Source organism: Albimonas donghaensis (assembly GCF_900106695.1).
GTDB lineage: Bacteria > Pseudomonadota > Alphaproteobacteria > Rhodobacterales > Rhodobacteraceae > Albimonas > Albimonas donghaensis.
This window is the reverse complement of sequence record NZ_FNMZ01000001.1, coordinates 1,431,708-1,454,841: the sequence shown is the minus strand read 5'-3', so window position 1 is coordinate 1,454,841 and position 23,134 is coordinate 1,431,708. Positions and strand designations below refer to the sequence as shown.

Here is a 23,134-nt window from a genome sequence, read left to right as displayed (position 1 = left end):
ACTCGCTATGACCGCAGACCGGACAACTACTTGGCAGCGCTAAAGCTCGCCGCCATCCGCTTCTGGATTGCGAACATATGAGTCCGCACCCTAGCTTGCCTGTCCCCGGCTCTCGCGAGCCCAAAGGCAGGAGCCGCCGCGCCATGACCCAGCCCGTTCCCGTCGCAGCCCCGGTCCTGCTGTGGGGCTGGGACATCGCCCCGGACGGCGCGGCGTCGCCCGTCCCGGCCGAGGCCTTCGACGCCGCCGCCCCGGCCGCCCCGCCGCCCGAGGGCGGCTGGCGCTGGCTGCATCTCGACCGCAACGCGCCGGGGACCGCGGCCTGGCTCTCCCACGCGGCGGCGGAGGCGGGCGACGCCGTGCCGCCCCTGGTGATCGAGGCGCTGCTGGACGAGGACACCCGCCCCCGCGCCCAGCTGCTGGGGGAGGGGCCGCGCGAGGGCGCGCTGGTGATCCTGCGCGGGGTCAACCTGACGCCGGAGGCCGAGCCGGAGGACATGATCTCGATCCGCGTCTGGGCGACGCCGGGGCGGGTGATCTCGGTGGTGCTGCGGCGCGGGCTGCTGGCGGTGAAGGACCTGCACGATCGGACGGAGGCGGGGCGGGGGCCGGCGGGGCCGGGGGCGTTCCTCGCCGCGCTCGCCGACGAGCTGGCCGAGCGCAAGGGGCCGGTGCTGGACGACATGGACGACCGGCTGGCGGCGCTGGAAGACGCGCTGGAGGCGCAGGCCGCGGCCGAGGCCGCCCGCGCCGCCGGGCGCGCGTCCCCGGCCGCGGGCATCCCCGCGGCGCCGTCCCCCGAAGCCGCCCGCGCCGAGATCGCCGACCTGCGCCGCGCCGCGATCCCGCTGCGTCGCTACATCGCCGCCCAGCGCGATGCGGTGGACGCGCTGCGCCGGACCCGCGCGGCGCTGCTGGCGGAGGGCGACCGGGCCTCTCTGGGCGAGACCGCCGAGCGGCTGACCCGCTATGTGGAGGACCTGGACGCCATGCGCGACCGCGCCGCGGCGCTGGGCGAGCAGCTGGCCGGGCGGGCGGCGGAGCGGATGAACCGCGCCATGTATGCGCTGTCGCTGGTGACGGCGGTGTTCCTGCCGCTGGGATTTCTGACCGGGCTCATGGGGGTGAACCTGGCGGGGATGCCGGGCACGTCGGCGCCCTGGGCGTTCGGGGCCTTCGCCGGGGCGCTGGCCGGCGTGGCGGCGTTTTCGGCCTGGCTGATCCGGCGGCTGCGGCTGCTTTAGGTCGCGGCGGCGGCGGCCGGACCGCGCGCTATTCGCCGGCGGCCACGGTGGCGGGGGCGGCGGCGGCGGCGGGCGGCTCGGGCCCGCTCGGGCGGCGGTGGAGCGGCGCGCGATGGACGCCGGGCACGGGCTCGCTTCCGAACCCGCCGGTCAGGCGCGAGGGGCCTGCGACCTCCAGCCGACCGCCGCGGGCGGTCAGCGCGCGGGCCAGCGCCTCGGCGTTGCGGGCGATGCGGGGCCAGTTCCCCCGGTCATGCGGCCGCGCCCGGTCCGCGGCGGCGAAGCGTCCGGCGCCGTAGTCGAATTCGCAGCCATGCAGCACCACCCGCCGCGCCCCCAGCCACAACGCCGCCTGCGCCGCGAAGATCGCCACCGAGCAGCCGTGATGGACGCCGCGGGCGAGGTCCGCGCTGATCCCGTCGCCGGGCAGGATGCGGACATGGTTCACGGCGCCGTCGTCCAGGAACCCCGCGCAGTAGCCGGCGAAGATCTTCAGGCGGGCGGTGGAGGCGCCGGCCAGCGCGCGGGTCTCGGCCCCCTCCAGGAAGCGGCGGTCGGAGACGCAGTAGACATCCGGCGCGCGGCTCAGCCGGGGTTCGATGCGAGGGCTGGCATTGGTTCCGATCACCAGGTCGGGGGCGAGGGCGGCGAGGTCGGTGTCCCCCAGCGACGGCCCGTTGCCGAGAATATGCGCCGTGGCCCCGGCGAAGGCGTCGCGGGCCGCGAGCAGGTCGGGGCCGAGGCGGATCGACTGGGCGAAGTCCTCGGACCGGCGGGGCGGGGTCCGGCCGGGCAGTTCGGCGCGGATCCAGCCGTCGGGGCCGGGTGTGGTCAGCGGATCGCGCGCCGCCGCGGCCGCGTGGCGCGCGCGGGACGGGGGGAGCGGCGCGGGGCGCGCCGTCTCCGCCCGCCGGGGGCGGGGGGCGGCGAACTCGGCCTCGGCCCGGTCATAGGCCGCGAGATAGGGGGCGAGGACCTGGGCGGGGGACCAGTGCGCTTCCATCCACGCCCGCCCGGCGGCGCGCATTTCGGCGAGCCGCGCGGGCTCGGCCAGCAGTCCGCGCAGGGCCTCCTCCAGCCCGGCCATGGGGGTGGAGAGCCAGGGCAGCCCCGCCTCCGACGCCCCCGTCACCCGCGCGATCAGCGCCCGCATCCGGTCGTCGAGCCACGCGACGGCCACCAGCCCCTGGGCCATCAGCTCCAGCGAGGTCAGGTGGTGGCCGCCGGTGACGCATTCGTCGATGCCGATGGCGGCGCGCCGGCGCAGGCGGGTCAGGGTCTCGAAATCCAGCCCGGTGCGCAGCAGCGGCGTGGCGATCCCGTCGCGCTCGAGCCGGGCCAGCGCCCGGGCGGTGGCGCGATAGCCCTTGCCGCGGCAGGTGTCGGGGCGGGCGGGGTAGTCGCGCAGATCGGTGGGGGTGAACAGGATCGTGGGCGGCGAGGTCTCGTCCGCCGGGGCGGGGCGGAAAGCGGGCGCCGTGATGTCGAGCGCGTTGGGCACGGGCGTCGCGTCGGGCAGGAAGCGGGCCTGCTTCTGGGCGACGACCAGCACCGGCATGTCGCGCCGGGCCTGGGGCGGGCGGCCGGGGAAGAAGGCGCGCAGCACCGCGGGTTCGGAATGCATCTGCAGCACCGCCGGCTTGCGGGCGAGCGCCCCGCGATGGGCGGCGAGCTGCGGGCTCGCGCGGTCGAGCGTGTTGTGGAAGTGGATCAGGTCGGCGGCCTCGATGGCCTCGGCGAGGCGGGCGCGTTCGTGGATCAGGATGTCGGTCGGGTAGCGCCGCCCGGCGGTGACGGCGGAGGCGGTGGCGACGCGGCTTTCGACGCCCTCGCCATGGTCGCGCAGCAGGCCGTGCAGGTTCCACAGGGCGCCGGCGCAATTGGTGAGCGACAGGTGCAGCACGCGGCGGGGCGTTCCGGCCTCGGGCGCGGGCGCGGCGGCGCGGGCGGCGGCGGGCGCCGGCTTCGGGCGGGGCGCGCCGGCGGGGCGTTCGAGGAAGGCGTCCAGGCCCATCCGGGGCAGCGCGGTGAGGCGGCTTTCGGCCGAGAGGTTGACCACCTCGACCCCGGCCTTGCGGGCGGTCTCGGCGGCGGCGCGGTATTCGGCGTCGATCCGGCGAAGCTCCCGCGTCAGGGGATGCGGGCCGGAGGCGGCGAAGAAGTGGTCGTCGGTGAAATCCACCCCGATCAGCCCGATCCGCGCCGCCCCCATCAGCCGCGCCAGCATCAGAGCCACGTAGGGCGAGTTGCGGGTGCAGGGCAGGCGCCCGGCGGCGTCGGGCGCGGTCCCGCCGCGGGGGCCGAGCGGGATGCGCACCTTGCGCGGATGGGCGAAGGGCAGGTCGAGACAGGCGAAGACGGCGCGGGCGCGGGTGGCGCGGACATGGGCGTAGCGGTCGCCGCGGAACTGCTCGGGCGGGTTGAGGATCACCAGGTAATCCGGATCGACCAGCCGCCCGATGTCGTTGACCCCGATGACAACCGCGTCGGGCCGGGGCGACAGCGCCGCCGCCGAGCGCCCGCAGCCCGCCACGATCACCGAGGCGCCCTTGTGGCGGTCGCGGTAATCGGAAAGCGCGGCGGGCAGGGGGCGCGGGTCGGGACGGGTCGGCGTCATCGGCGGCTCCGGTGCGGGTCGGGGCGGGGCGGGGCGGGGTGAAGAGGGCCTGCGGCCGAGGCCGAGGCCGGGGTCACGGGCGGTCCTCGACATAGCGGGCGGCGCGGGCGGCGTAGGGGCCGGCGGCCTCGATCATCGCCGCAAGCCGCGGGCGGGCGGCGGCACGGTCTCCGGCGAGGTCCTGGGCGACGGCGTGGTAAAAGCGGGCGCGGTCGTCAGCCCCGGACGCCGCGTCCGACCCGTCGAGCAGCGCCGCCGCGGAGGCCGCGTCGCCTCGGTCAAGGCGCAGGATGGCGAGGTCCGTCCGGCTCTCCCAGTCTCCCGGCGCGTGGTCGAGCAGGCGGGCGAACTCCGCCTCCGCCTCCGCCGCGCGGCCGCGGGCCAGCAGGGCGAGGCCGAGATGCCGGCGCGCGGGCGCGTCGGCGGGGGCGAGGCGCAGGGCCTCGCGCAGGGCCTCGGTGGCGGCGCCCAGATCCTGCCGGACGAAGCGCATGACGCCGAGCTGGCGCCAGGCGGCGGCGTCCTCGGGCGCGATGGCGACGGCCTGTTCGAGGATCGCGGCGGCCTCCGCCGTCCGCCCCTGCGCGCCGACCACGGCCCCCAGCGTGACCATGCGTCCGGCCCCGCCCCCCCTGTTCGGCCCGCCATCCGTCCCGTCGGCGGGCCCGTCCAGGGCCAGCGCCTCGCGCAGCCCCCGTTCCGCCGCGGGCAGGTCGCCGGCGACCAGCGCCAGGCGTCCCAACCCGTCCCAGGCGGCGGCGGAGGCGGGGTCGGCGGAGACCGCCTCGGCCATCAGCGCGCGGCCCTCGTCCAGCGCCCCCTGCGCCGCGCGGGCCGCCCCGAGATTGGCCAGCGCCGAGGCCTTGCCCGGCTCTATCTCCAGCGCCGCGCGATAGCGGGCCTCGGCCCCCGCCCAGTCGCCCTGCTGGGACAGCAGATAGCCCAGATTGTTCAGCGCGGTGGCGTTGTCGGGGTCTTCGGCCAACGCGGCCTCGTAGGCGCGGATGGCGTCGGCGGCCTCTCCGGCCATGTGCAGCATCACCGCCTGGTTGTTCAGGCTGCGGGAGGCGGCGGGATCATGGGTCATCGCGTGTCTCCTTGCGGAAATAGGTTCGGCGGCGCCGCTCAGGCGAGCGACTTGATCAGGCCCTTGGCGGTGGCCACGGGGTCGATGTCGGGGGTGATGAACTCGATATCGTCGACCGAGATCGGCTTGACCTCGGAATTCTCGACCGTCACGGCGAGCTTGGCGCCGACCTTCATGTCGGAGCCGTATTCGACCGAGGCGAGCTTCCAGCGTTTGGAATAAAGCTCCACCGTGTCGAGCACGAGATCGGCGGACACGTCCACGAACCCCGTCAGGTCGAAGGTGAAGCTCGGCTGCGCCTCCACCTTCACATCGGCCTCCATGTTCACCCCGCCGGAGGGGGTCCATTCGAGGGTGGCGCCGGCCGAGGCCTCGCCCTTCACGCCCAGCGTGCCCCCCAGTTCCAGCCCGGCGGAGGCGGAGACCACGGGGATGCCCGCCCCCAGCGCGCCGGTGATCGCCATGCGCAGCCCGGCCTCGGCCGGCACCACGAAGCGGGCGCCGCCGGTGACGCGGGTTGCGCTTTCGTCCTCGGGGTTCCAGGTGACCTCGACCTCGGTGTCCTTCAGCACACCCGGCCCCACCGAAGCGGAGGCGGTCAGCGATCCGCCGATGGTGATGAAGATGCCGATGCGCTGGCCCAGCACGGCGACGCCCACGAGCGGGATGTCCACGCCGATGGACAGCAGCTCCTTCTCGATCTTCTTCTGGGGGAAGACCTCGAATTCGTCGGGCATGGCGACCTTGCCCTTGACCTCCATCGAGCCGTCGGGATTGACCTTCATCCCCACGGTCCCCTCCAGCCAGGGCGTGAAGCGCAGGGTGACGGAGCCCGCGCCCCAGAGGGTCAGCGTCTCGCCCGGATCGCCGGAGGGGCGGCCGCCGTCCTCGCCCGGCGGCATGTTGGAGGCGCCGACCGTGACCTCGCCCTTGGCGATGCCCTTCTCGTAGCCGAGCCTCGCCTCGGCCATGAAGGCGCCGTCGTCATAGGAGGCCTCCAGCGAGGCGGCGACGCCGGGAATGTCCAGCTCGGCCTTGCCGGTTCCCTTCAGCTTCCAGTCCTCGCCGGACTTGGTGACGGTGGCCTCCAGGTGGCCGGACTTGAGGCGGGGAATGTCCTTGCCCAGCGTCAGGCGGCCGGTGATCTCGAAGCCGCCGTCGGGGTCGAACGTCATCTCCAGCGCGCCCTCGGTCACGCCGGGGACCTTGGGCTGGACCGTGCCTGCCGCGGTCCAGACGTCGTCCTCGAACTTCACCTCGATCTCGGCGGATTTGATGCCCTTGATCTGGTCCTCGCCGATCTTGAGCGTGCCTTCGCCGGTGAACCTGCTGTCCTTGTAGGCGACCTTCACCTTGGCGTCGGCGCCCTTGAACAGCGTCGGGTCGAAGTCGAACTCGCCCTCCGCCGCGAAGTCTCCCGACGTGCCGGCGGAGGCGCCGAGGAACCCCTTGCCGACCCGGTCGACCTCGAATTCCAGCCGCCCGTCCAGCGCCGCGCTGAACCCGTCCGAGCCCCCGGTGGCCGAAAGGGTCAGCGAGGAGCCCGCGATCTTCACCGGGCCGGGAATGTCGAACTCGTCGCCCGAGAAGGTCTTCGACAGCGTGATCTCCCCGTCCTGCACGGCGAAGTCGATCTCCGAGCCCGGCTTGAAGATCGGGATGGTGGGCATCAGCTTGCCGCGCACGCCGATGCCGCCTTCCTCGATCCCGAAACTGTCGATCCGGATCGGGCTCCAGCCTTCGAATTCCAGCATCTCGGAGGACCGGTAGTCGGCGGGCAGGCGGAAGGCGTAGTTGCGCCCGCCGATCTCGGACATCGGGATCTGGATGGTGCGCTGCTTGAACTTCGTGTGGCGGGCGTAGACCTCGGCGACGACCTGGGTGGGGGAATTGCCGTGCGGGCCCACGTCCACCAGGTCGAGATGCTGGCCGATCCAGCGATCCTGGCGGCCGTCGGTGGGGCCGTTGGCGCCGTCCCAGGCGACATGCCGGGGGGAGGACGCGCCGCGGCCGAGATAGATCACCAGCTGGCTGGAATCGCCCAGGAACCGCTTCTGCTCGTCGGCCGAGAGGCTCTTGGCGTCCTTGAGGGTGAGCGCGCCCACATGCTCGCCGCTCTCGATCTGGCCGCGCTGCCAGTCGTAGCCGCGCCCGCCGATCGGCAGCTTGGTGGCGGTCTGGGACAGGAACTCGACCTCGAAATCCTTGCGGATGTCGTCGGGGGATTTCGACAGGTCGGCGATCTGGGCGGCGGAGAGCACGCCGTCCGCCTCGCCCTTCTGTTTCAGCCTGGCCTTGGCGGAGTTGATGCGGTTCTTGATCTCGTCGCGCAGGGCGTTGCCGGCGCCGCGGTTGGCGCGGCTGTCGAGCAGCTGGTAGTTGGCCATGCCGTCGGCGCCGCCGATCTGGTTCTCCTTGATATGGTCGACCTCCATGCGGTCGTGATTGCCGTTGGAGCGCCAGGTGGGGATTTTCGACTGGGCGGCGATGTCGGCGCGGGTGCCGACGACGTAGGAGTCCTGGCTCTTGACCTTGAGGATGAAGATCAGGCTTTCGGAGGGCGCGTCGGGCGCGGTGGCGAAGCCCTTGGCGTCGGGCAGCGCCGATGTGAGCGCGGTGTCGGAGACGGTGACGGCGTCGAGCCAGGCCTTTTGCGGGTCGTCCTCGCGCGTGCCGGGGGCGCGGGTCCTGAACGGGCCGGAGACGCTGTCCTTGCCCGGCTTGTTGGGCAGGGAGATGGACTTGATCGTCATCTTCTTCTTGCCGCCGGTGAAGTCGACTTCGTGGCCGTGGGACGCGACCTTGGGCGGGCCGGAGGTTGCGGCGCCGGTCCCCGTGCCGGTTCCGCCGGTATCGGCGCCTCCGCCATGGGCGCCGCCGGTGCGCTGCACGACGCCGCCGGCGGGGGCCAGCGCCGGCGCCGGCTGGGCGGGGGCGGCGCCGGAGGCCGCGCCCGCCCCCCGCGCCGCCGGGCCGGGGCCGGTCTGCTGGACCACATGGGCGGCTTCGTGGGCCATGAGTTTCGTGTCCCGCGCGCTTTCGCCCGGCGCCAGCCAGATGTCCCGGCCATGGGTGAAGGCCCGCGCCCCGATGCCCTGCGCGGCGCGGCCCGCGCGCGCGTCGTCATGCACCCGCACATCCGACATGTCGGCGCCGGTCGAGCCCTCGATCCGGCCGCGGGTGTCGGGGTCGAGCGGCTTGCCGGCGCCGGGAGAGGCCACCGCGGCCTCCGTCTCCGAACGCGGCGGGCGGTTGGAATCCGCGTCGCGGCGGGCGCGGGCCTGGACGGGTTTCTCCTCGGTCTCCTCCTCCTTGGGCTGGGCGGCCTCCTCCTCCTCCCCCTTGGCCTGGGCCTCCTCCTCCTCCCCCTTTGCCTGAGCCTCCTCCTCCTCCCCCTTGGACTGAGCCTCCTCCTCCTCCCCCTTGGCCTGGGCCTCCTCCTCCTCCCCTTTGGCCTGCGCCTCTTCCTCCTCCCCCTTTGCCTGGGCCTCTTCCTCCTCCCCCTTGGCCTGGACGGCCTCCTCCTCCTCGGCCTTCGCCTGGGCGGTGTCGCCGGTGTCCTCCTCCTCCATCCCGGTCTTGCGCTGGGCGCCGGGGAGGCCGGCGGCCGGGATGGCGGAGATCGACGGCGCGGGCTGGCCCGCCGTCACCCGGTCGGCGACGGCGTCGGCCTCGCGTTCATAGGCGTCGCCGGCCCGACCCACGGCGAGCTTGCGCTGCACCCCCGCGAGCGGGGAGAGCGCCGGCGCCGCCTGCAGGGCGGGAGAGACCGGGGCCGGGGCGGCGCGGCCCTTCGGAGCCGCGGCGGGCGCGGGGCGCGGGCCGGCGGCGCCGGGCGCGCGGGCGGTTGTGCGGGAACGGGTCATGACCGGGATCCTCCGTCCTGTCCGGCGGGGCCGCGCGCCCGCCCCAATGCCGCGGCGAACCCCGAGACCCGCGCCCGCGGCGCCCCTCCCGCGCCGCGCTCACGGTCCGAGCCCTCCGCGTCTTCCGGGGGCAGGGGCGCCATGGCCCCGGCCTTCTGGTATTCCCGCGCCACCCCGGCGCGCAGGTGGCGTTCGCCAAGCAGGGCCCCGTCCTCCAGCGCCCGCCCGGCGGCGTGGCGCACGGCGTTGCGGATCTGGCCGCCGGTCATCGCGCAGCTGCGGGCCAGCCGCTCCAGCGCGCCGGGGGGCAGGTCGGTCCCTTCGGGCAAATGCAGCTCCCATATCCGCCGGCGCGCCTCGGGGCCGGGGCGGGCGAAGGGGATCACCGCGTCCATGCGGCGCTGGAAGGCGGGGTCGACGCTCTCGGCCAGGTTGGTGGTGATCAGCACCACGCCCTGGTGGAACTCCAGCCGCTGCAACAGGAAATCCGTCTCCATGTTGGCGAAGCGGTCGTTGGAGGATTTGACCTCCGTGCGCCGGGCCAGCAGGGCGTCGCCCTCGTCGATCAGCAGCACCACGTCCAGCGCCTCGGCCCGGGCCAGCAGGCGGGCCAGGTTCTTTTCCGTCTCCCCCACGAACTTGGAGACGACGGAGGCGAGATCGACCCGGTGGATGTCCATGCCCAGCTCCGCCGCGAAGATGCGCGCGGCCAGCGTCTTGCCCGCTCCCGACGGCCCGGTGAGCAGCGCGCGCAGGCCCCGGCCGGGGCGCTCCGACAGGCGGTCGGGCAGCGCCTCGCGGTGGCGGGCGCGGGCGGCGAGCTCCTGCAACAGGGTCGTGGCGGCGGGGCTGGCCACGAGGTCGTCCCAACGCCCCCGCGCCTCCAGCGGATCGGCGAGCCCGTCCAGCTCCTGCCGGCCCAGCTGGCGGGCGGCGCGGCGCACGTCGTCGGGGGCGATGGCGTCGCGGCCCTCCAGCCGCGCCTCCCCGGCGGCGGCGGCTGCGAGGCGGCGGATATGGCCATGGGGCAGCTGGAAACGGTCGCGCAGGGCGGGCAGGTCGGTGACCGGAAGGTCGCCCAGCGCGGCCCGCCAGATCCGGGCGCGCAGGTCGGGCCCGGGGAAGGGGATTTCGATCGTCACGGCGCGGGACAGGCGGTCCGGCGCGATCCCGCCCTCGCGCCCCAGCCCGAGGAAGGTGGGCAGGCCGCCGGGCAGGGCCGGGGGCAGGTCCACGGTCTCGGACGGCGCGGCGTCGCGCTCCAGCAGCAGGGCCGCGCCGCAGAGCAGCGCCAGCGCCCCGGCGCGCCGCGCGCGGAGCGGGTCGGCGGCGGCGGAGGCGCCGGGGCGCAGCAGGCCGAGCCCGGCCCCGCGGGCCAGCGCCGCGGCGATCTCGGCCGCATCCGCGCCGGGCATGCGGCGCAGGATCACCAGGTCCGCACGCCCCCCCGCCAGCATCGCCGGCAGGCGGGCGAGGCGGGCGAGGAAGTCGCGCGGGTGGATCAGGTCTTCGATCCGCGGGGCGTCCCCGGGCCGGGTCATGCGGGGCGCATCGGGCGCCTCCCCTGCGCACGACCCCGCGCCCGCGCCCCCGGCAAGCGCCACGCCCTGCGCCGCGTCGCGCAGCGCGTCGGGCATGCGCAGCGGGCGTTCGGCGCGTTGCAGGTCGGGGTCCGTCGGTTCCAGCAGGCCGGCCGCGAGCAGGGGCGCGGTCAGCGCGCGCGGCGCGTCGGCCTCGTCCATGCCCAGCAGGCGGGCGAGGGTCTCGGCGGTCGGCGCGCGCGGCCCGGCGGGGCCCTGCAGGTCGGCGAAGAGCCCGGCGAAGCGGCTGTCGTCGCCGGGCAGCGCGGCGAGCGCGAGGGCGAGGCGCTGCGCCCCGCTCAGTCCCAGCGCCCCCGCGGCGCGGGCGAGCGGCGGGGCGGGGTCGGCCCCCCGCTCCCACGCGGCGAGGCGGGCGGGCCAGCGGGCGGCGGCGAGGCCGGGGGCGGCCTGCTCCGCGGCCTCGCGATAGGCGGCGAGGAAGGGATGCGCCCGGGCCAGCGCCGCGCCGTCCTCGCCCAGCGCGTCCAGCCGCTCGGCCAGCGCGAGCGCGGCCGCGAGCCGCCAGAGCCCGGCGCATCCGGCGGCGTCGCGGGGCAGCGCCTCCAGCGGGGCGGGATGGCCGGGGGAGGCGGCCACGGCGGAGGGGCGTCGGCCCGGCGCCTCGTATGCGGGGCCGGGAAAGGCGGGGCGCGGGGAGGAGAACGGGGCGGTCATCGGGCGCGGGCTCCTTCAGTCGCGATAGTGGAAGGCGAGGATGCGTCCGAGACTCGGACGCCAGCCGGGATCGAGGTCGAGCCCCGCCCGCCGGACGCCTGCGTCGGCGTCGCGGAGCGCCAGGGTCAGGTCGACATGCATGGCGGTGACGAAGACCCGGCCGCGCCGCGCAACCAGCCGGGGGCCAGCGGTTTCGGGCGCGACGCCCATGGCCGCGGCCAGGCGCGCGCGCAGGTCGGGCAGGATCGGGTCCAGCGCGCGGTCGAGCGCGGCGCGGAGGCGGCCGGCCTCCGCCGGGTCCCGTGAGGCGCCGCCGGGGGCCGCGTCGGAGGGGCCGTCGAGCGCCTCCATCAGGGCGGCGAGCGGGTCCGGGGCGCCGGGGGGCGACGGGTCGGGATGCAGCGCCGCGGCCAGACGCGCGGCGGCGGTCCAGGGCGCGGCGCGGGCGGCTTCGGGCAATGCGGGGGCGAGGTCCGGGCGCTCGAACAGATGCAGCAGGAAGAGGGCGCCGGCGCGGCTGGTTTCGAGGCCGGTTTCCGGGACCGGATCGGCCGCCGGGTCGGGCGGGATGCGCGCCGCGGCGGGTGGGTCGGTGTCGGGCTCGGTCTTGGGCGCGGGGGTGGGGATGTCAGCCGGGTCCGGGCGCGGCCGGCCGGCGGCAGGGCGCGCGGGCCCGGCATCCGCCCCGGCCCCGGCGTCGGGAAGAGGGCCCCCGACGCGCGGGGTGGAGCGGACCTCCCCCGCCGGGTCCGGGGCCGGATGCGGGGTCGGGCCGGACTCGGCGTCGGGCGCGGGACCGCGCGCGGGGCCGACGCCGGATCCCGGGACGAGCAGCATGGCGGCGCGGGCGGCCAGCGCCTCGCCCTGCGCCGCGGGCACGGCGTGTCGGGCGCGGGCGACGGCGATCAGCCAGGCGACGGCGCCGGGCGGGTCGTCTCCGGGGATGGAGGGCGAGGCGGAGCGGGACGGCGCGCCATGCCCGCGGCGCGGGTCCGGGGCGGCGGCAGGGGGCGGTCGGCTCGGGGCCGGAGAGGTTTCGGGCGCGGCGGGCGCGCCCAGTTGGACCGCGAGCGCCAGCGCGTCCCGCGGCCCCAGCGGGGCCAGCGCCGCCGCCGCCCGCCCGCGCGCCCACAGCACCGCGATGGCCGCGGCCGCCCGGCCCGGATCGGCGGCGAGCCAGCGGGCGATGCGCGTCCCCGCTCCGGCGCCCCCCCACCCCCGCCCGGCGCCGCCGCCGGTCCGGCCGGGCAGCGTCGCGCCGGGCGATGCAGGGCGCGCCGGCATGACGTCGCCGCCGGGCGCCTCGGGCGGCCAGGCCCGCCACCACCAGCGCAGGGCGGCGCGGCCGGCGGCGGCGTCCTCGATCAGGCAGGCCAGCGCCTCGGCGGCGTCGGCGAAGCGCACCGCCTCGGCGCCCGGCGGCACGGGACCTTGCGCGGGCCGGGCGGCGCGCGCCCGGGCGCGCTCCAGCGAGGCTTCGAGCGCCCGTCGCCACCGGGCCCTGCCGGCCGCCTCCCCCGCGCGCGCCCCCGCCGCGCCGGGCACGAGGCCGCCGGGGGCGGGATCGACGAGCCGCCGCAGGATCAGGATCTCGGAGGGCGCGCCGGGCGCCTCGGCGTCGCAGGCCTCCAGCCGGCCGCGCAGGCGCCGGGCGGCGGCGGGACCGATGGCGCCATGCGCACGGGCGAGGCGGATCGAAAGGGCGGAGGTCATCGCGGCGCCTCCGGTGGGGCGGAGGGGAGGATCGAGCCGCGCAGAGGACGAGGCCGCCGCAGAGGCGCCCGCACAGGCGGTGTCGCCGGGGTCTCGGGGCCCGCGTGCGCCGGCGCGGCGGGCGACGATGGGCGCGCCCCGGCTCCGGGCCTGCGCGAGGGGGCGGGGAGGGCGCCAAGGCGGGACGGGCGCATGCAGCCGGGGCGCGGCTGTTCACGGGGTCGCTGTTCACGGGGCCGCTGTTCACGGGGCGGCAGGTCCGGGCCGGTGTCCGCGGCGCGACGGGGGGCGACCGGAAGACCGGCGGCGGGAGGCGCCGCACGCCAGGAGCGTGCTGCCGAAGGGGCGGGCGGCGCGGCGGTCAAGACGCGTGCGCTCGCATGGGGGGGAGCGATGCCGCCGGGGCTTTTCGCGGGCCGCGCCCTTACACGCGCAGGTCGTCCGGGCCGTCGGGGGCGCGGACTGGGGCGGAGGGAGGGCGTTGGGGAGGCGGTCCGAAGATCCGCGCCTCGCCGCGTCACGGCGGGGGCGCCGCGGCCCTCCCGACCGATCGGGGGGCCTTGCGGGGGAGCGCGCCTCGGCGCGGGCCGGGCGCGGCGGGCGCGCGCCATCTTCCGATCCTCGGTTCCGGTTTCGCGTCCGGCGCCGGCCCGCTCCGCCCCCGGCGCCCGCCGGCGCGACGGCGGCGGGACCGCGCGACGGCTCCGCCCCGCGACGGCGCCGCGCGCGCCCCGGCTCAGCGCCGCGCGGGCGCTCCGGGGCGACTGGCGCGACGGTCGGCGCGCGGCCCCGGGCCGAGGCGGGGCGCAAGGGGCGGCGAGGGCGGTCACCGGATCTCCTGCGGCGGCTGGAGAAAGATGAAGTCGAGCCGGCGCTGGTCGCCCGGCTCCAGCACCACCCCGAAATGCTGCGGCGAGTTCGGCCCGCTCAGGGTCGTCAGCCGGTAGACCCCCGGCGGCAGCTTCATCTCGTAGGCGCCGGTCGGCTCGGTCACGGTCCGGCCGGCCTCGTTCCCCGCCGCGTCCAGCGCGAGGATGGTCAGCCCGCCGATCGGCGCGTCGATCAGCGCGGCGGCGTAATTGGGGCGGTAGCGCGCGCCGCCCCGCACCGTGGCCGGCGCCGCCAGCGCCTCCTGCAGGGCCGAGACCGCGTCCTCCAGCGCCGCGATGCGCGCGGCCTGGGCCTCCGCCAGCGGCAGGCGGGCGTCGGCGAACAGATACCAGCCCTCGGTTCCCTCCACCCGGATCAGGCGGATCGCGGGGCGCGGGTCGGCCATGAGGTCGATGGCGGGGCAGGCGCGGCCGGCCTCCAGCACCGCCAGCATGCGGGCGGCGGGGATCGTCGTCGGGCCCTCGGTCGGTATGCCCTGGAAGAAGCTGTCGGCGCCGAAGCTCGGCACCAGCCCGGTGGCGGGCAGGAAGCGGTAGTCGCGCAGCGCCGACTGGAAGGCGTTGGCGGGCAGGGCGGCGGTCAGCCAGGCGTGCTGGGCCTGGAACTGGGCGCGCAGGGCCTCGGACTGCGCCTCCGCCCGCGCGGCGTGAACCAGCGGCCAGGGCTGGGCCAGCGGGTCCGCGCCGGGCCGCAGCCGGGCCGCGGGGGCGTCGACGAAGCCGATGCCGGCCAGCGTCCAGTGGATCAGCGCCAGCGGGACCTCGCAGGGGGCGAGCAGGGGCGCGTCCCCTTCCCGCAGCGCGTCCAGCAGCCCCCGCGCCGCCCAGGACGAGCCGCCGCCCGCCGCGAGGGTGGCGAAGGGATCGCGGGCGAAGCCGTCCCGCGCGCCGGTCCCGTGCAGGGCGTTGGCCGCGAGGTTGCGCAGCCGCGAGCGGCCGGGCAGGTCGGTTCGGGTCATCAGCCCGGCGATCTCGGCGGCCAGCGCCCCGCCCCCCGCCGCCAGCGCCTGGTCCACCCGGATCAGCCGGAAGGCCACGCCGCGGGTGGCGTAGCGCTTGCCGCAGCCGGTTCCCACGCCCGCCTCCGCCGCCCCGATCCCCGCCATCGGCGCTTCTTCCTGAAAGCCCGAGGCCGGGCCGAGGGTCAGCAGATAGAGCCCCACCCCCGCCGGCAGCGCCGATCCCGGCGCCTGCCCCGCGCAGGGGCCGAACAGGTCGTCGGAGGCCGCGTCCGCCGCCTCCGCCGCGCGGGCGAGCGCCACGGTTCGCGACGAGCGCAGCTCCAGCGCCTCGCCCTCCGCGGTGACGGCGAGGCCGGGGGCGACCGAGACCACGGGCGCCGCCGCGCCTCCCGCGCCGCCGCCCGCTGCCCCGCCCCCATCCGGGGCCGCGTCCCGCGTCACCTCCAGCCCCGAGATCACGCCGGCCCCCACGGCCCGGCCCAGCCGCAGCCGCTGGGCGCGGTCGGCGGCCTGTTCGTCGGTCAGGTCGCGGCCGGTCAGGATGCGCCCTTCGAAGAAGTTCACGAAGCGGACGCCGTCTTCGAGGATCGGCTCTTCCAGTCGGTAGGTCATGGCGGGCTCCCCTGTCGGTCCCGGCTCAGGCGTCGAAGGCGATGCGGTCGGACTTGGTCAGCCGGCGGATCACCGCCGGGCCCACTTTCGGGATCGCGCGCAGCGCCTCCGCTTCGCCCGCCGCGGACACCTTTCCGGCGTTGCGGGCGTTGATGATGTTCATCGCGGTGCGTTCGGGGATGTCGGCGGCCTCCACCAGGTCCGCCACGGTGGCGCGCGCGAAGGCGACCTTGCCGCCCCCGTCGCCGCCGGTCCGCCTGTCGGCGGCGAGGAAGCCCGGCCCGTCGCCGTCGATCCCGTCGACGCGCGGGGTCAGCCAGCTCATCAGGTGGCCGCCCTGCACGCCGCGATCCGCGCCGTCGGGCCGGTCGCCCGAGGGCAGGCGGGCGCGCAGGAACTCCGCGTCGATGGCCCGGCCGTCCTCGTCCAGCACATGTTCGCCCAGCAGCTCGATCTCGAAGCGGGCGTTCAGCATCTGGAGAAGCGCGTCGTCGGGGAACACCATCAGCGCGCCCGCCGCCGCGCTCTTCCCGTCCGCCGCCGCCCGCCCGCTGGAGAACAGGGTCGCCCCCGGGGCCACGTCGGGCTCGATCGGGATCAGGTCCACCGGCGGCATCCGCAGCCGCTGCACGAGACCGCCGGGAAGATCCATCGGCCGTTCCACGAAAAGCTTGAACGAGGAGGCGTCGAGCGAGCCCCCGGTCATGATCGGCCCGTTCGGCGTCTGGGTCACGCCGATGTTGACGGCGGTGTCGCCGACCGTGTCCCGCCCGAAGGCCAGCGCAAGCCCGCGCACCACCTTGCCGTCGAGGTCGAAGGCGAAGTCATGGAAGGCGTTGTGAACCCAGCTGATCGCCAGAACGCGGGTGAGGTCCTCTTCCTGGTCGTATTCCTGCGGGCCCGAGACCGTCGGCGCGGCGAGGTCCCAGCGCAGGCCCGTCGCGCCGCTGGTCAGGCGCAGATAGCGGCCCACCTGGCCCTGGTTCGGCGTCGGCAGGGCGAGCCCGCGCAGCCCGGTCACGGTGGGGGCGGGGTAGGTTCCCGACAGGTCTCCGCCCGCGCCCTGGCCATGGGGCATCGCCTCGCCCGGGGCGGTGGCGGCGCGGATGTCGGAAAGGGTGGCGGTTCCGCCGCCCGAAAGATCGCGCAGCAGGCGGTCGTCGGTCGCGGCGGGTTCGCGCGGCAGCACCGCGAGGTAGTGCAGGTGGTCGTCGTCGCCCAGCCCGGTGAGCGCGCCATGGTCGGTCACCGTCGGCTCGGGCGCGGGCAGGACCACGGTGCCCTCGGCCCCGAAGACGCCGCCGCCGGTCACGATCTCCTGCAGCAGCTGGGTGTGGACCAGCACCGGGCGGCCGTCCTCGTTCAGCTCCACCGCCTCGGCCGCGCCGTCCACCACCGGGCCGGCGGCGCCCTGCGCGGTGGGGAAGGTGAGATGGCCGAGCAGGATGCAGTCCTCCTCCGGCGTCCCGCCGGCGCAGTTCGCGCCGTTGGGCAGAAGCGCCGGGCGGACCTCCGTGACCCAGATGCGGAAGGCCGCGCGCAGCCAGGCGGTGAGTTCCTCCGCCGGGACTTCGAGGGTCATGTCGGCGGGCGATCCGGCGGGCGAACCGGCGGGCGATCCGGGGGGGGAGGCGGGGGGCGACGCGGGCGGGCTGCCAGGAGGCGATCCGGGGGGCGAGCCCAGCGGGGCCAGCGCCCGCACCATCGCCTCGAACTCGGCCAGCGTCAGGGTCGGGGCGGGCGAGGCGTCCTCCACCGGGTCCAGCCGGTTGACCAGGAAGGCGAAGGCGCGCACGGCCTCAAGTTCCGTCTGGTCGGGGGCGTCGAGGCCGAGATCGAGCGCGAAGCTCTCCGCGATCCGGGACGGGGCCATGGCCTCGTCCTCGGTGCGGCAGGCGCCGCCGGGGATCGGCACCAGATCGGTGTCGCATTCCCGGTAGCACAGCCGCAGCGCGAGCGTCAGCGGCGCGGGAGGGGAGCCGTCCTCGGCCGGGACCGCGTCGGGATTGCGGCGCAGCCATTCGTTGATCGGGGCGCAGCGGGCGTCGGGCACCCGGATCCAGCGGCCCCTGGGGTCGATGGCGAGGCCGGGGGACACGAAGATCTCCGGCCCCGATGCGCTGTCGCGGACCTGGACGTCCAGCCCGCAGACCGCGCCGTAGCCGTGCAGCGCGCGGTTGGCGCGCCGCTCGGCGTCGAGGAACCGAAGCTCCTCCTGGAGGAATTCCTCGACCCCCAGCACAAGGCCGTGGGCGTAGCGGACCCGCTTCCACGGATCCAGGGTCAGCGCCTCCTGGCAGGCGGTGCAGCCGCAGCTCATGGTCTCGTCTCCCCGGTTGTCGTCGGCCCGGGCGCGTCCCGTCCCACCACCCGACGATCGGGCGCGGTCCAGGGCAGGCCCCAGGCGAGATTGCCTTCGGCCAGCGCGGAGCGGCCGAGTTCGATGGCGGCGAAGCGGGCGCTTTCGCCCAGCGTGGTGTCGATGCCGAGCCGGGCGTCCCCGACCCGGAACAGCGCCCAGAACGGGCGGACGTCGAAGGCGGCGTGGGCGGGCTTTTCGCGCGCCACCAGCGCGCGCACCCGCTCGACCTTCAGGGACCGGGCGGAGGGGGGCTCGCCCGGCGCGGCGGGGACCAGCACCGAGAACCGGTGCGCCGCCCGCGCGATGGGCAGGGCGGAGGTGACGAAGCCCAGCCAGTCCTCCAGCCGCGCGCCGGCGGCGGGATAGTCGCCTTCGGCGGGCAGGGGGATGGCGGCGAAGCCGGGGAAGGCGGCGTCTCCCAGCCGCTGCCAGGCGGCGTTGAGCCGGGAGACGGCGCCGTAGCGACGTTCCAGGAACCCGCGCCAGGCCGGGGCGTCGGATTGCGCGACCGCGGCGTGGACGAAGCCCACCGGCCCGGCGAGGAAGGCGCGCCAGTCGGCGGCCTCCCCGGCCGAGGCCGGGACCACCGGCGACAGGGCGAGCGCGGAGAGCGAATTCAGCGGCCGCCCCCAGGCGGCGGCGACGGCGGCAAGGGTCTCCGCCTCCCGCGCCTCGTCGGAGGCCGGTGCGGGATCGGGGGCGTGGAGGCCGGTCACGTAATCCCGCCAGGCGTCATGCAGCGGGCCCGCGCCCTGTTCGGGGGCGTAGGGCGCGCCCTCGGCGGCGAAGGCGAGGCCGGGGGCCGCGGTCTCTCCGCCCGGATCGCCCAGCTCGACCCCGCCGAAGCGGCGCAGGAGGAAGGATTCCACCACCCGGATCTCCCGCCCCGGCCGGTCGTCCAGCGCCGGGCGCCCGGCCCGCAGGGCGGCGAGCGCGTCGAGATCCGGGCAGTCGTCCACCGCCACCGACAGCAGCGCCCGCAGGCCCGGCACGGTGCCCCGCCAGCGGAACAGCAGCTCGGCGTTGTCGATGAACAGCCGCCGGCGCCAGTCCTCCCAGTCCGGGTCCAGCGTCGCGCCCAGCCAGCCGGCGAGCCAGTCCAGGTGACCGGGCGCGGCGGTGCGGGTGTCGAACAGGGTCTCGGCCGCGGCCACCCGGTCCTCCAGCGTGGTGAACATGCCCTCGGGATTGGCCAGGAACCGGTCGAGGAAGGCGGCGGAGACGGGGTCCTCGCGATAAGCGTCGGGCAGGTAGCGCTCCAGGTAGGAGAAGCGCGGGTAATGCACCCGCAGCGCCTGGATGCGCGGCGACACGCGCCCGCCCCCCGCCAGCGTCAGGCGCAGTTCCAGCCAGCGGCCGGCGGCGGCCTGGAACAGGGTCTCGAACGTGCCGGCCCGGTCGGGAGAGCCGCCGCAGGTGGCGGGCAGGACGGTTCCGTCCGGGCCGAAGGGCAGGCGGGGCGGGGTCTCCGGCCCGCCGCCGCGGCGGATCGGGGCGGGCTCGGTCCGCCATTCGGCGTCGGCCAGCGTCGCGGGGTCGTCGGCGGCGCGGCTCTCGACGGTCAGCGAGGCGCCCTCGGGCAGGCGGCCGTCGAAGACCAGCCGGTGCCAGACGCAGCCCGGAGCGCGCCCGTCGAAGATCAGCCCGGCCACGACCCCGTCCGCGCGGTGGCGGCGCTGGGGGCGGGCGGCGATGGGCAGCCAGCGCTCGTCCAGGTCGTAATGCGCGCGCCCCGCCGCCGCCACGATCCCCCGGCCCGCGAAGCGGCGCAGCGGCAGGTGGTCGGGCAGCAATGCCAGCGCGAACCCGTCCGCGTCCCCGGTCAGCCGGAAGCGAAAGGCCTGGTCGCCGGTCTCGGAGGCGACCGCCAGGTCTCCGGCGAACTCCGGCCCCGGAGGCTGGTCGGGATCGGGCAGGAAGGCCATGTCATGGGCCCGGATCGCCGCGCCCTCGCCCAGCATGAAGGCCAGCAGGGCGGCGTCCAGAACCACCTCGCCCCGCGGCTGATCCCCGTCGAAACGGGCGATGGAGGACGGGCCGCTCTGCGGCGTGTCGAGCACCAGCACCCCGCCGTCGGGCAGCGCGCAGATGGCGCGGGGGGCGAGCACCGGGGCGGGGGAGCCGAGATCGGCGGGCCAGGCCTCGGGGAAGGTCAGCTCGGGGCGGGTCTCCGGGGGCGCGCCGGGGACGCGGAACAGGGCCTGCGCCTCGGGGGCCAGGGTCAGGTCGGCGCCGGTGGGGACCGGGCGGAAGCGGGCGTCGAGCCGGCGGTGGCGGGGGCCGGGGTCGGGGTCGGCATCAGGGTCAGGCGGGTCGAGGTCGAGCGCGCGTTCCAGGATCACCAGGCCGCCGTCCGGCGTGGCCTCGAAGTCGAAGGGGCGGAACCGGGCCTCCTCCGGCCAGGTCCGGTGGAAGGGCGGGCCGGAGCCGTGGAGGTCGAAGACCAGCAGCCCCGCCGGGCGCAGCGTGCCGACCGCGAGATAGTCGCCGGTGGTGACGCAGAGACCGGACAGGCGCATGTCGCCATGCGCGGGCGTCGGGGGGAGAGCGGGGGCGAAGAGGTCGTCCGCGTCGGCCTCTTCCGGCGGGCAGGCGGGGGCGTCGAGCTGGTCGACGCTCCAGAAATCGGCGGCCGGGGCGGTTCCGCGGGCGATGCGGATGCGGCGGCGGTCGGCGTCGATCCAGTACCAGGACCCGAAGCGGTCGCGGTCGGCGCCGCGGCGTTCGGCCTCGGTCAGGGCGGCGGCGCTGTCGGGGACGGGGATCAGGCGGGCGACCTCGGCCAGCGCCACGGCGCCGTCGCGGGCGTCGAAGGCCACGTCGCGGCTGCCGGGCGCGGCCAGCGGCTCGGCCCAATCGGCGGCGCCGTAGCGCAGGGAGAAGCGGGTTCCGTTGGCGTCCATGGCGGGACCTCAGCGGACGGCCGCCGCGGCGCGGGCCGCGGGGCGGGAGGGAAAGACCGGCGTCGTCGACGAATCCGGAGAGCGAGAGACGCCGCGCGCGAGGATCCGGCCGGATGCGCGGGCTCCCGGGCCGAAGCGCGCGCGCCCGGGCCGGTCTGCGGGCAAGCGGCGCCCGCGGCGTCGGGCGGGACGAGGATCTGGGTGCGGCGGCCCGCCCCTTCGGCGCCCGCGCGGGGACCGGGGGGCGGGGGCGTCAGGCGTCGCGGCGGAGAACGCGGCGCAGGAGGCGGCCCCTGCGCGCGCAGGGCCGGGCCATGCGGAAGGCGCGGGGGCGGGCGCGTGCTGAGGCGGGCAGGGAGCGAGGGCTTGGGGCATCAGCACAGGTCCGGCACGACGGGGATCGGGGTCGCGTTCGGGCCGGCCACGCCCGAGGGCGCGGTTCCGGTCAGCGCGTCGAGCGGGGTCGGGTCGCCCTCCGTCGCCGCGGAGAAGGCGGCGAGGCGGGGGAGCTGCAGCGGGCCCAGCGTCAGCGGCGTCGCCCGCGGGCCCGCAGCGTCGCCCAGCAGCAGCCCGCCGACCCGCTGCACCCCCTCGACACGGGCGGCGACCACCAGCAGCTCGGCCGCGTCCACGGCCCGGCCCAGCGGCCAGCCGCCGCCGTCATGCCCCCCGGTCAGGGGCGAGAGGAAGGTCTCGATCGCCGCCTTCACCGCTTCGCGCACCGGGGCGCGGGCCCGGCCCGGCGCCACGTCCACGGCGACCGAAACCATCACGTCCACGTAATCCGGGCCGAGCACATGCAGTTCCGTCGTCACCAGCCGGCGCGGGCACAGATGGCGCACCACCGCGTCCAGAAACAGCCGGTCGGGTTTCGGCGCCCGCGGATTGCGGGGATCGTCGGCGGGGATCACCAGCACCGTCACCACGCCCGGCGCGGCATCGGTCGGCTGGTCGGGATGCAGCAGGGGCAGGATCTCCACCCGCCCGATATCCACCCCCGGCGTCGCCTCGGCGATGGCGCGGAAGTCGGGCTCGGTCACCAGCCGGTCGCGATGGGCGAGGAAACCGGGGATGCGGGCCTCGGCCTGGGCCACGGTCTCTCCGGCCGCGCCGCCCCAGGTGGGCGCGGGGTTGGAGACCTTGACCCCCGAAGGCAGCTCCCCCCTGGAGATCGCGCCGATCCCCACCCGCCCCTCCGGCCCGCCGCCATGGTCATAGGCCGCGAGGATCACCGCGCCGCGGGGCGGGCGGGCGCCGGCGAGGCCGGTTCCGAAGCGGATCTCCCCGCTTTCGGGGTCGAGCGTGAAGACCTTCGCCGCGGCCTCCGCCGGCGGCGCGTAGGGCGCGGGGTCGGTCGGGCCGGCGACAAGGGCGGCGGCGGAGGTTCCGCCCCCCTCGGGCGGCGCGGCGGCGAGGTCGTCGATGCGCGACCAGACCTCGCCATTCACCGTCAGGCGCAGGCTGTCGGGGATGACGGGCGTGTTGGCGAGCGTCGCGGCCTGGTCGGGCTCTCCGTCGCCGGGGGCGAGCAGTTCGGCGGTCACGCGGGCGCGCTGGGTGACCGCGGCGGCGTTGATCCCCAGCCATGAGGCGCGGAAGGCGGGCTGGCCGCCGGCGCCGGAGGCATCGGCGGGCAGGCGCACCCGGATCCAGGTGATCAGCCGCGCCGCCCGCGCCTCGTCATCCAGCGGCGGGGGATAGTCGCCGGAGCCGGCTTCGAGCGGCTCCAGCGCCTCCCATGTGCGCAGGGTGTCGGCGTCGCCCAGCGTCAGCTCGATCACCGCCGGATGGGTCAGCGGGTCGGCGTCGGCGGCGGCGGGGATCCGGCGATAGGCGGGGCCGGACCCGGCGGGGGCGTCGGGATTGGGCATCTCGAACACCAGCGCCTCGCGGGTCTCGTCGCGCAGGGCGCGGTCGGGCTCGATCACGCGGGCGTCGAGGTCCAGCGCCGGCAGCAGGCCGAGCGACAGGGTCTTGCCCTCCAGCGCCCGGCGGGCGTCGTCGGGATCCTCTCCGCGCCGGGCGAACAGCGCCAGCCACAGCCCGTCCACCGTCCCGCCCGAGACGTCGAGCGCGTCCAGCGTGACCCCGGCCCTGGGGGCCGTCATCTCCCGCGTTTCATAGAAATCGAGGCTCGTCACATCCCCCGGCGGCGACTGGAAGGAGGCGTAGAGATCGGCCCAGGTCTCCTCCGCCGCGTCGCGCTCGTCCCCGGTCAGGCGGCGCTTGTAGAAGACCCCCGCCTCGATCGGCAGCACGTCGAGCCCGGCCTCGGTGCGGAAGGGGATGCGCGCGGCGGTCAGCGCGACGCCGCCCGAAAGCGTCGCGGCCTCCAGCGGCCCGGCGGGTCGGGAGAAGGCGACCAGCCCGCGGGCGGAGGAAGCCGGGCGCAGGGTCACCCCCAGCAGGCGGAGGAATTTCAGCCGGTTGCGCTCGGGGATGCGGTTGGCGCGGTAGATCACGCTTTCCGCCATGAAGGCGAAAAGCTGCAGCAGGGTGATGCCCGGATCGCTGTCCGAATGGTTGGTCCATTCGGGGTTGTGCGCCGGGATCCGGCGGATCGTCTCGTTGAGGATCTCGCGGTAGCCGCGCGGATCGAGGACGGGATCGGGGAGGGGCATGG

At 76.6% G+C, this 23,134-nt stretch carries 10 protein-coding genes; 1 reads left to right on the top strand and 9 read right to left on the bottom strand.

Translation table 11 applies throughout. The features are described 5' to 3' along the window. Positions 1 to 143: 143 nt before the first annotated feature. On the top strand, positions 144 to 1,244 hold the full coding sequence (locus tag BLV24_RS06055; RefSeq protein ID WP_176954639.1) for a zinc transporter ZntB: 1,101 nt from the start codon (positions 144 to 146) through the stop codon (positions 1,242 to 1,244). A 28-nt stretch (positions 1,245 to 1,272) separates the two neighbouring features. Here the strand turns inward: BLV24_RS06055 and BLV24_RS06050 are convergent, their stop codons facing one another. From BLV24_RS06050 to BLV24_RS06010, 9 genes are all read right to left on the bottom strand, one after another. Continuing rightward, positions 1,273 to 3,861: a glycosyltransferase family protein gene (locus tag BLV24_RS06050; RefSeq protein ID WP_092680181.1), complete on the bottom strand. Its 2,589-nt coding sequence runs from the start codon at positions 3,859 to 3,861 to the stop codon at positions 1,273 to 1,275. A 73-nt stretch (positions 3,862 to 3,934) separates the two neighbouring features. Continuing rightward, positions 3,935 to 4,948 carry a tetratricopeptide repeat protein gene (locus BLV24_RS06045; RefSeq protein ID WP_176954638.1) on the bottom strand — a complete coding sequence of 338 codons (1,014 nt, stop codon included), beginning with the start codon at positions 4,946 to 4,948 and terminating at the stop codon, positions 3,935 to 3,937. A 38-nt stretch (positions 4,949 to 4,986) separates the two neighbouring features. Further along, positions 4,987 to 8,814 carry an eCIS core domain-containing protein gene (locus BLV24_RS06040; protein ID WP_092680179.1) on the bottom strand — a complete coding sequence of 1,276 codons (3,828 nt, stop codon included), beginning with the start codon at positions 8,812 to 8,814 and terminating at the stop codon, positions 4,987 to 4,989. After that, on the bottom strand, positions 8,811 to 11,069 hold the full coding sequence (locus BLV24_RS06035; RefSeq protein WP_092680178.1) for an AAA family ATPase: 2,259 nt from the start codon (positions 11,067 to 11,069) through the stop codon (positions 8,811 to 8,813). The genes BLV24_RS06040 and BLV24_RS06035 overlap by 4 nt, the downstream gene beginning before the upstream one ends. A gap of 15 nt (positions 11,070 to 11,084) precedes the next feature. Further along, positions 11,085 to 12,782: a hypothetical protein gene (locus BLV24_RS06030; protein WP_092680177.1), complete on the bottom strand. Its 1,698-nt coding sequence runs from the start codon at positions 12,780 to 12,782 to the stop codon at positions 11,085 to 11,087. A gap of 826 nt (positions 12,783 to 13,608) precedes the next feature. Then, entirely contained in the window at positions 13,609 to 15,246 is a 1,638-nt protein-coding gene (locus BLV24_RS06025; RefSeq protein WP_092680176.1) for a carboxypeptidase-like regulatory domain-containing protein, read from the bottom strand. A gap of 25 nt (positions 15,247 to 15,271) precedes the next feature. Further along, positions 15,272 to 17,566: a hypothetical protein gene (locus tag BLV24_RS06020; RefSeq protein ID WP_092680175.1), complete on the bottom strand. Its 2,295-nt coding sequence runs from the start codon at positions 17,564 to 17,566 to the stop codon at positions 15,272 to 15,274. Continuing rightward, positions 17,563 to 20,511 carry a phage tail protein gene (locus BLV24_RS06015; protein WP_092680174.1) on the bottom strand — a complete coding sequence of 983 codons (2,949 nt, stop codon included), beginning with the start codon at positions 20,509 to 20,511 and terminating at the stop codon, positions 17,563 to 17,565. Before BLV24_RS06015 ends, BLV24_RS06020 begins: the two co-directional genes overlap by 4 nt. A gap of 374 nt (positions 20,512 to 20,885) precedes the next feature. Further along, on the bottom strand, positions 20,886 to 23,132 hold the full coding sequence (locus tag BLV24_RS06010) for a putative baseplate assembly protein (RefSeq protein ID WP_092680173.1): 2,247 nt from the start codon (positions 23,130 to 23,132) through the stop codon (positions 20,886 to 20,888). Positions 23,133 to 23,134: the final 2 nt, after the last annotated feature.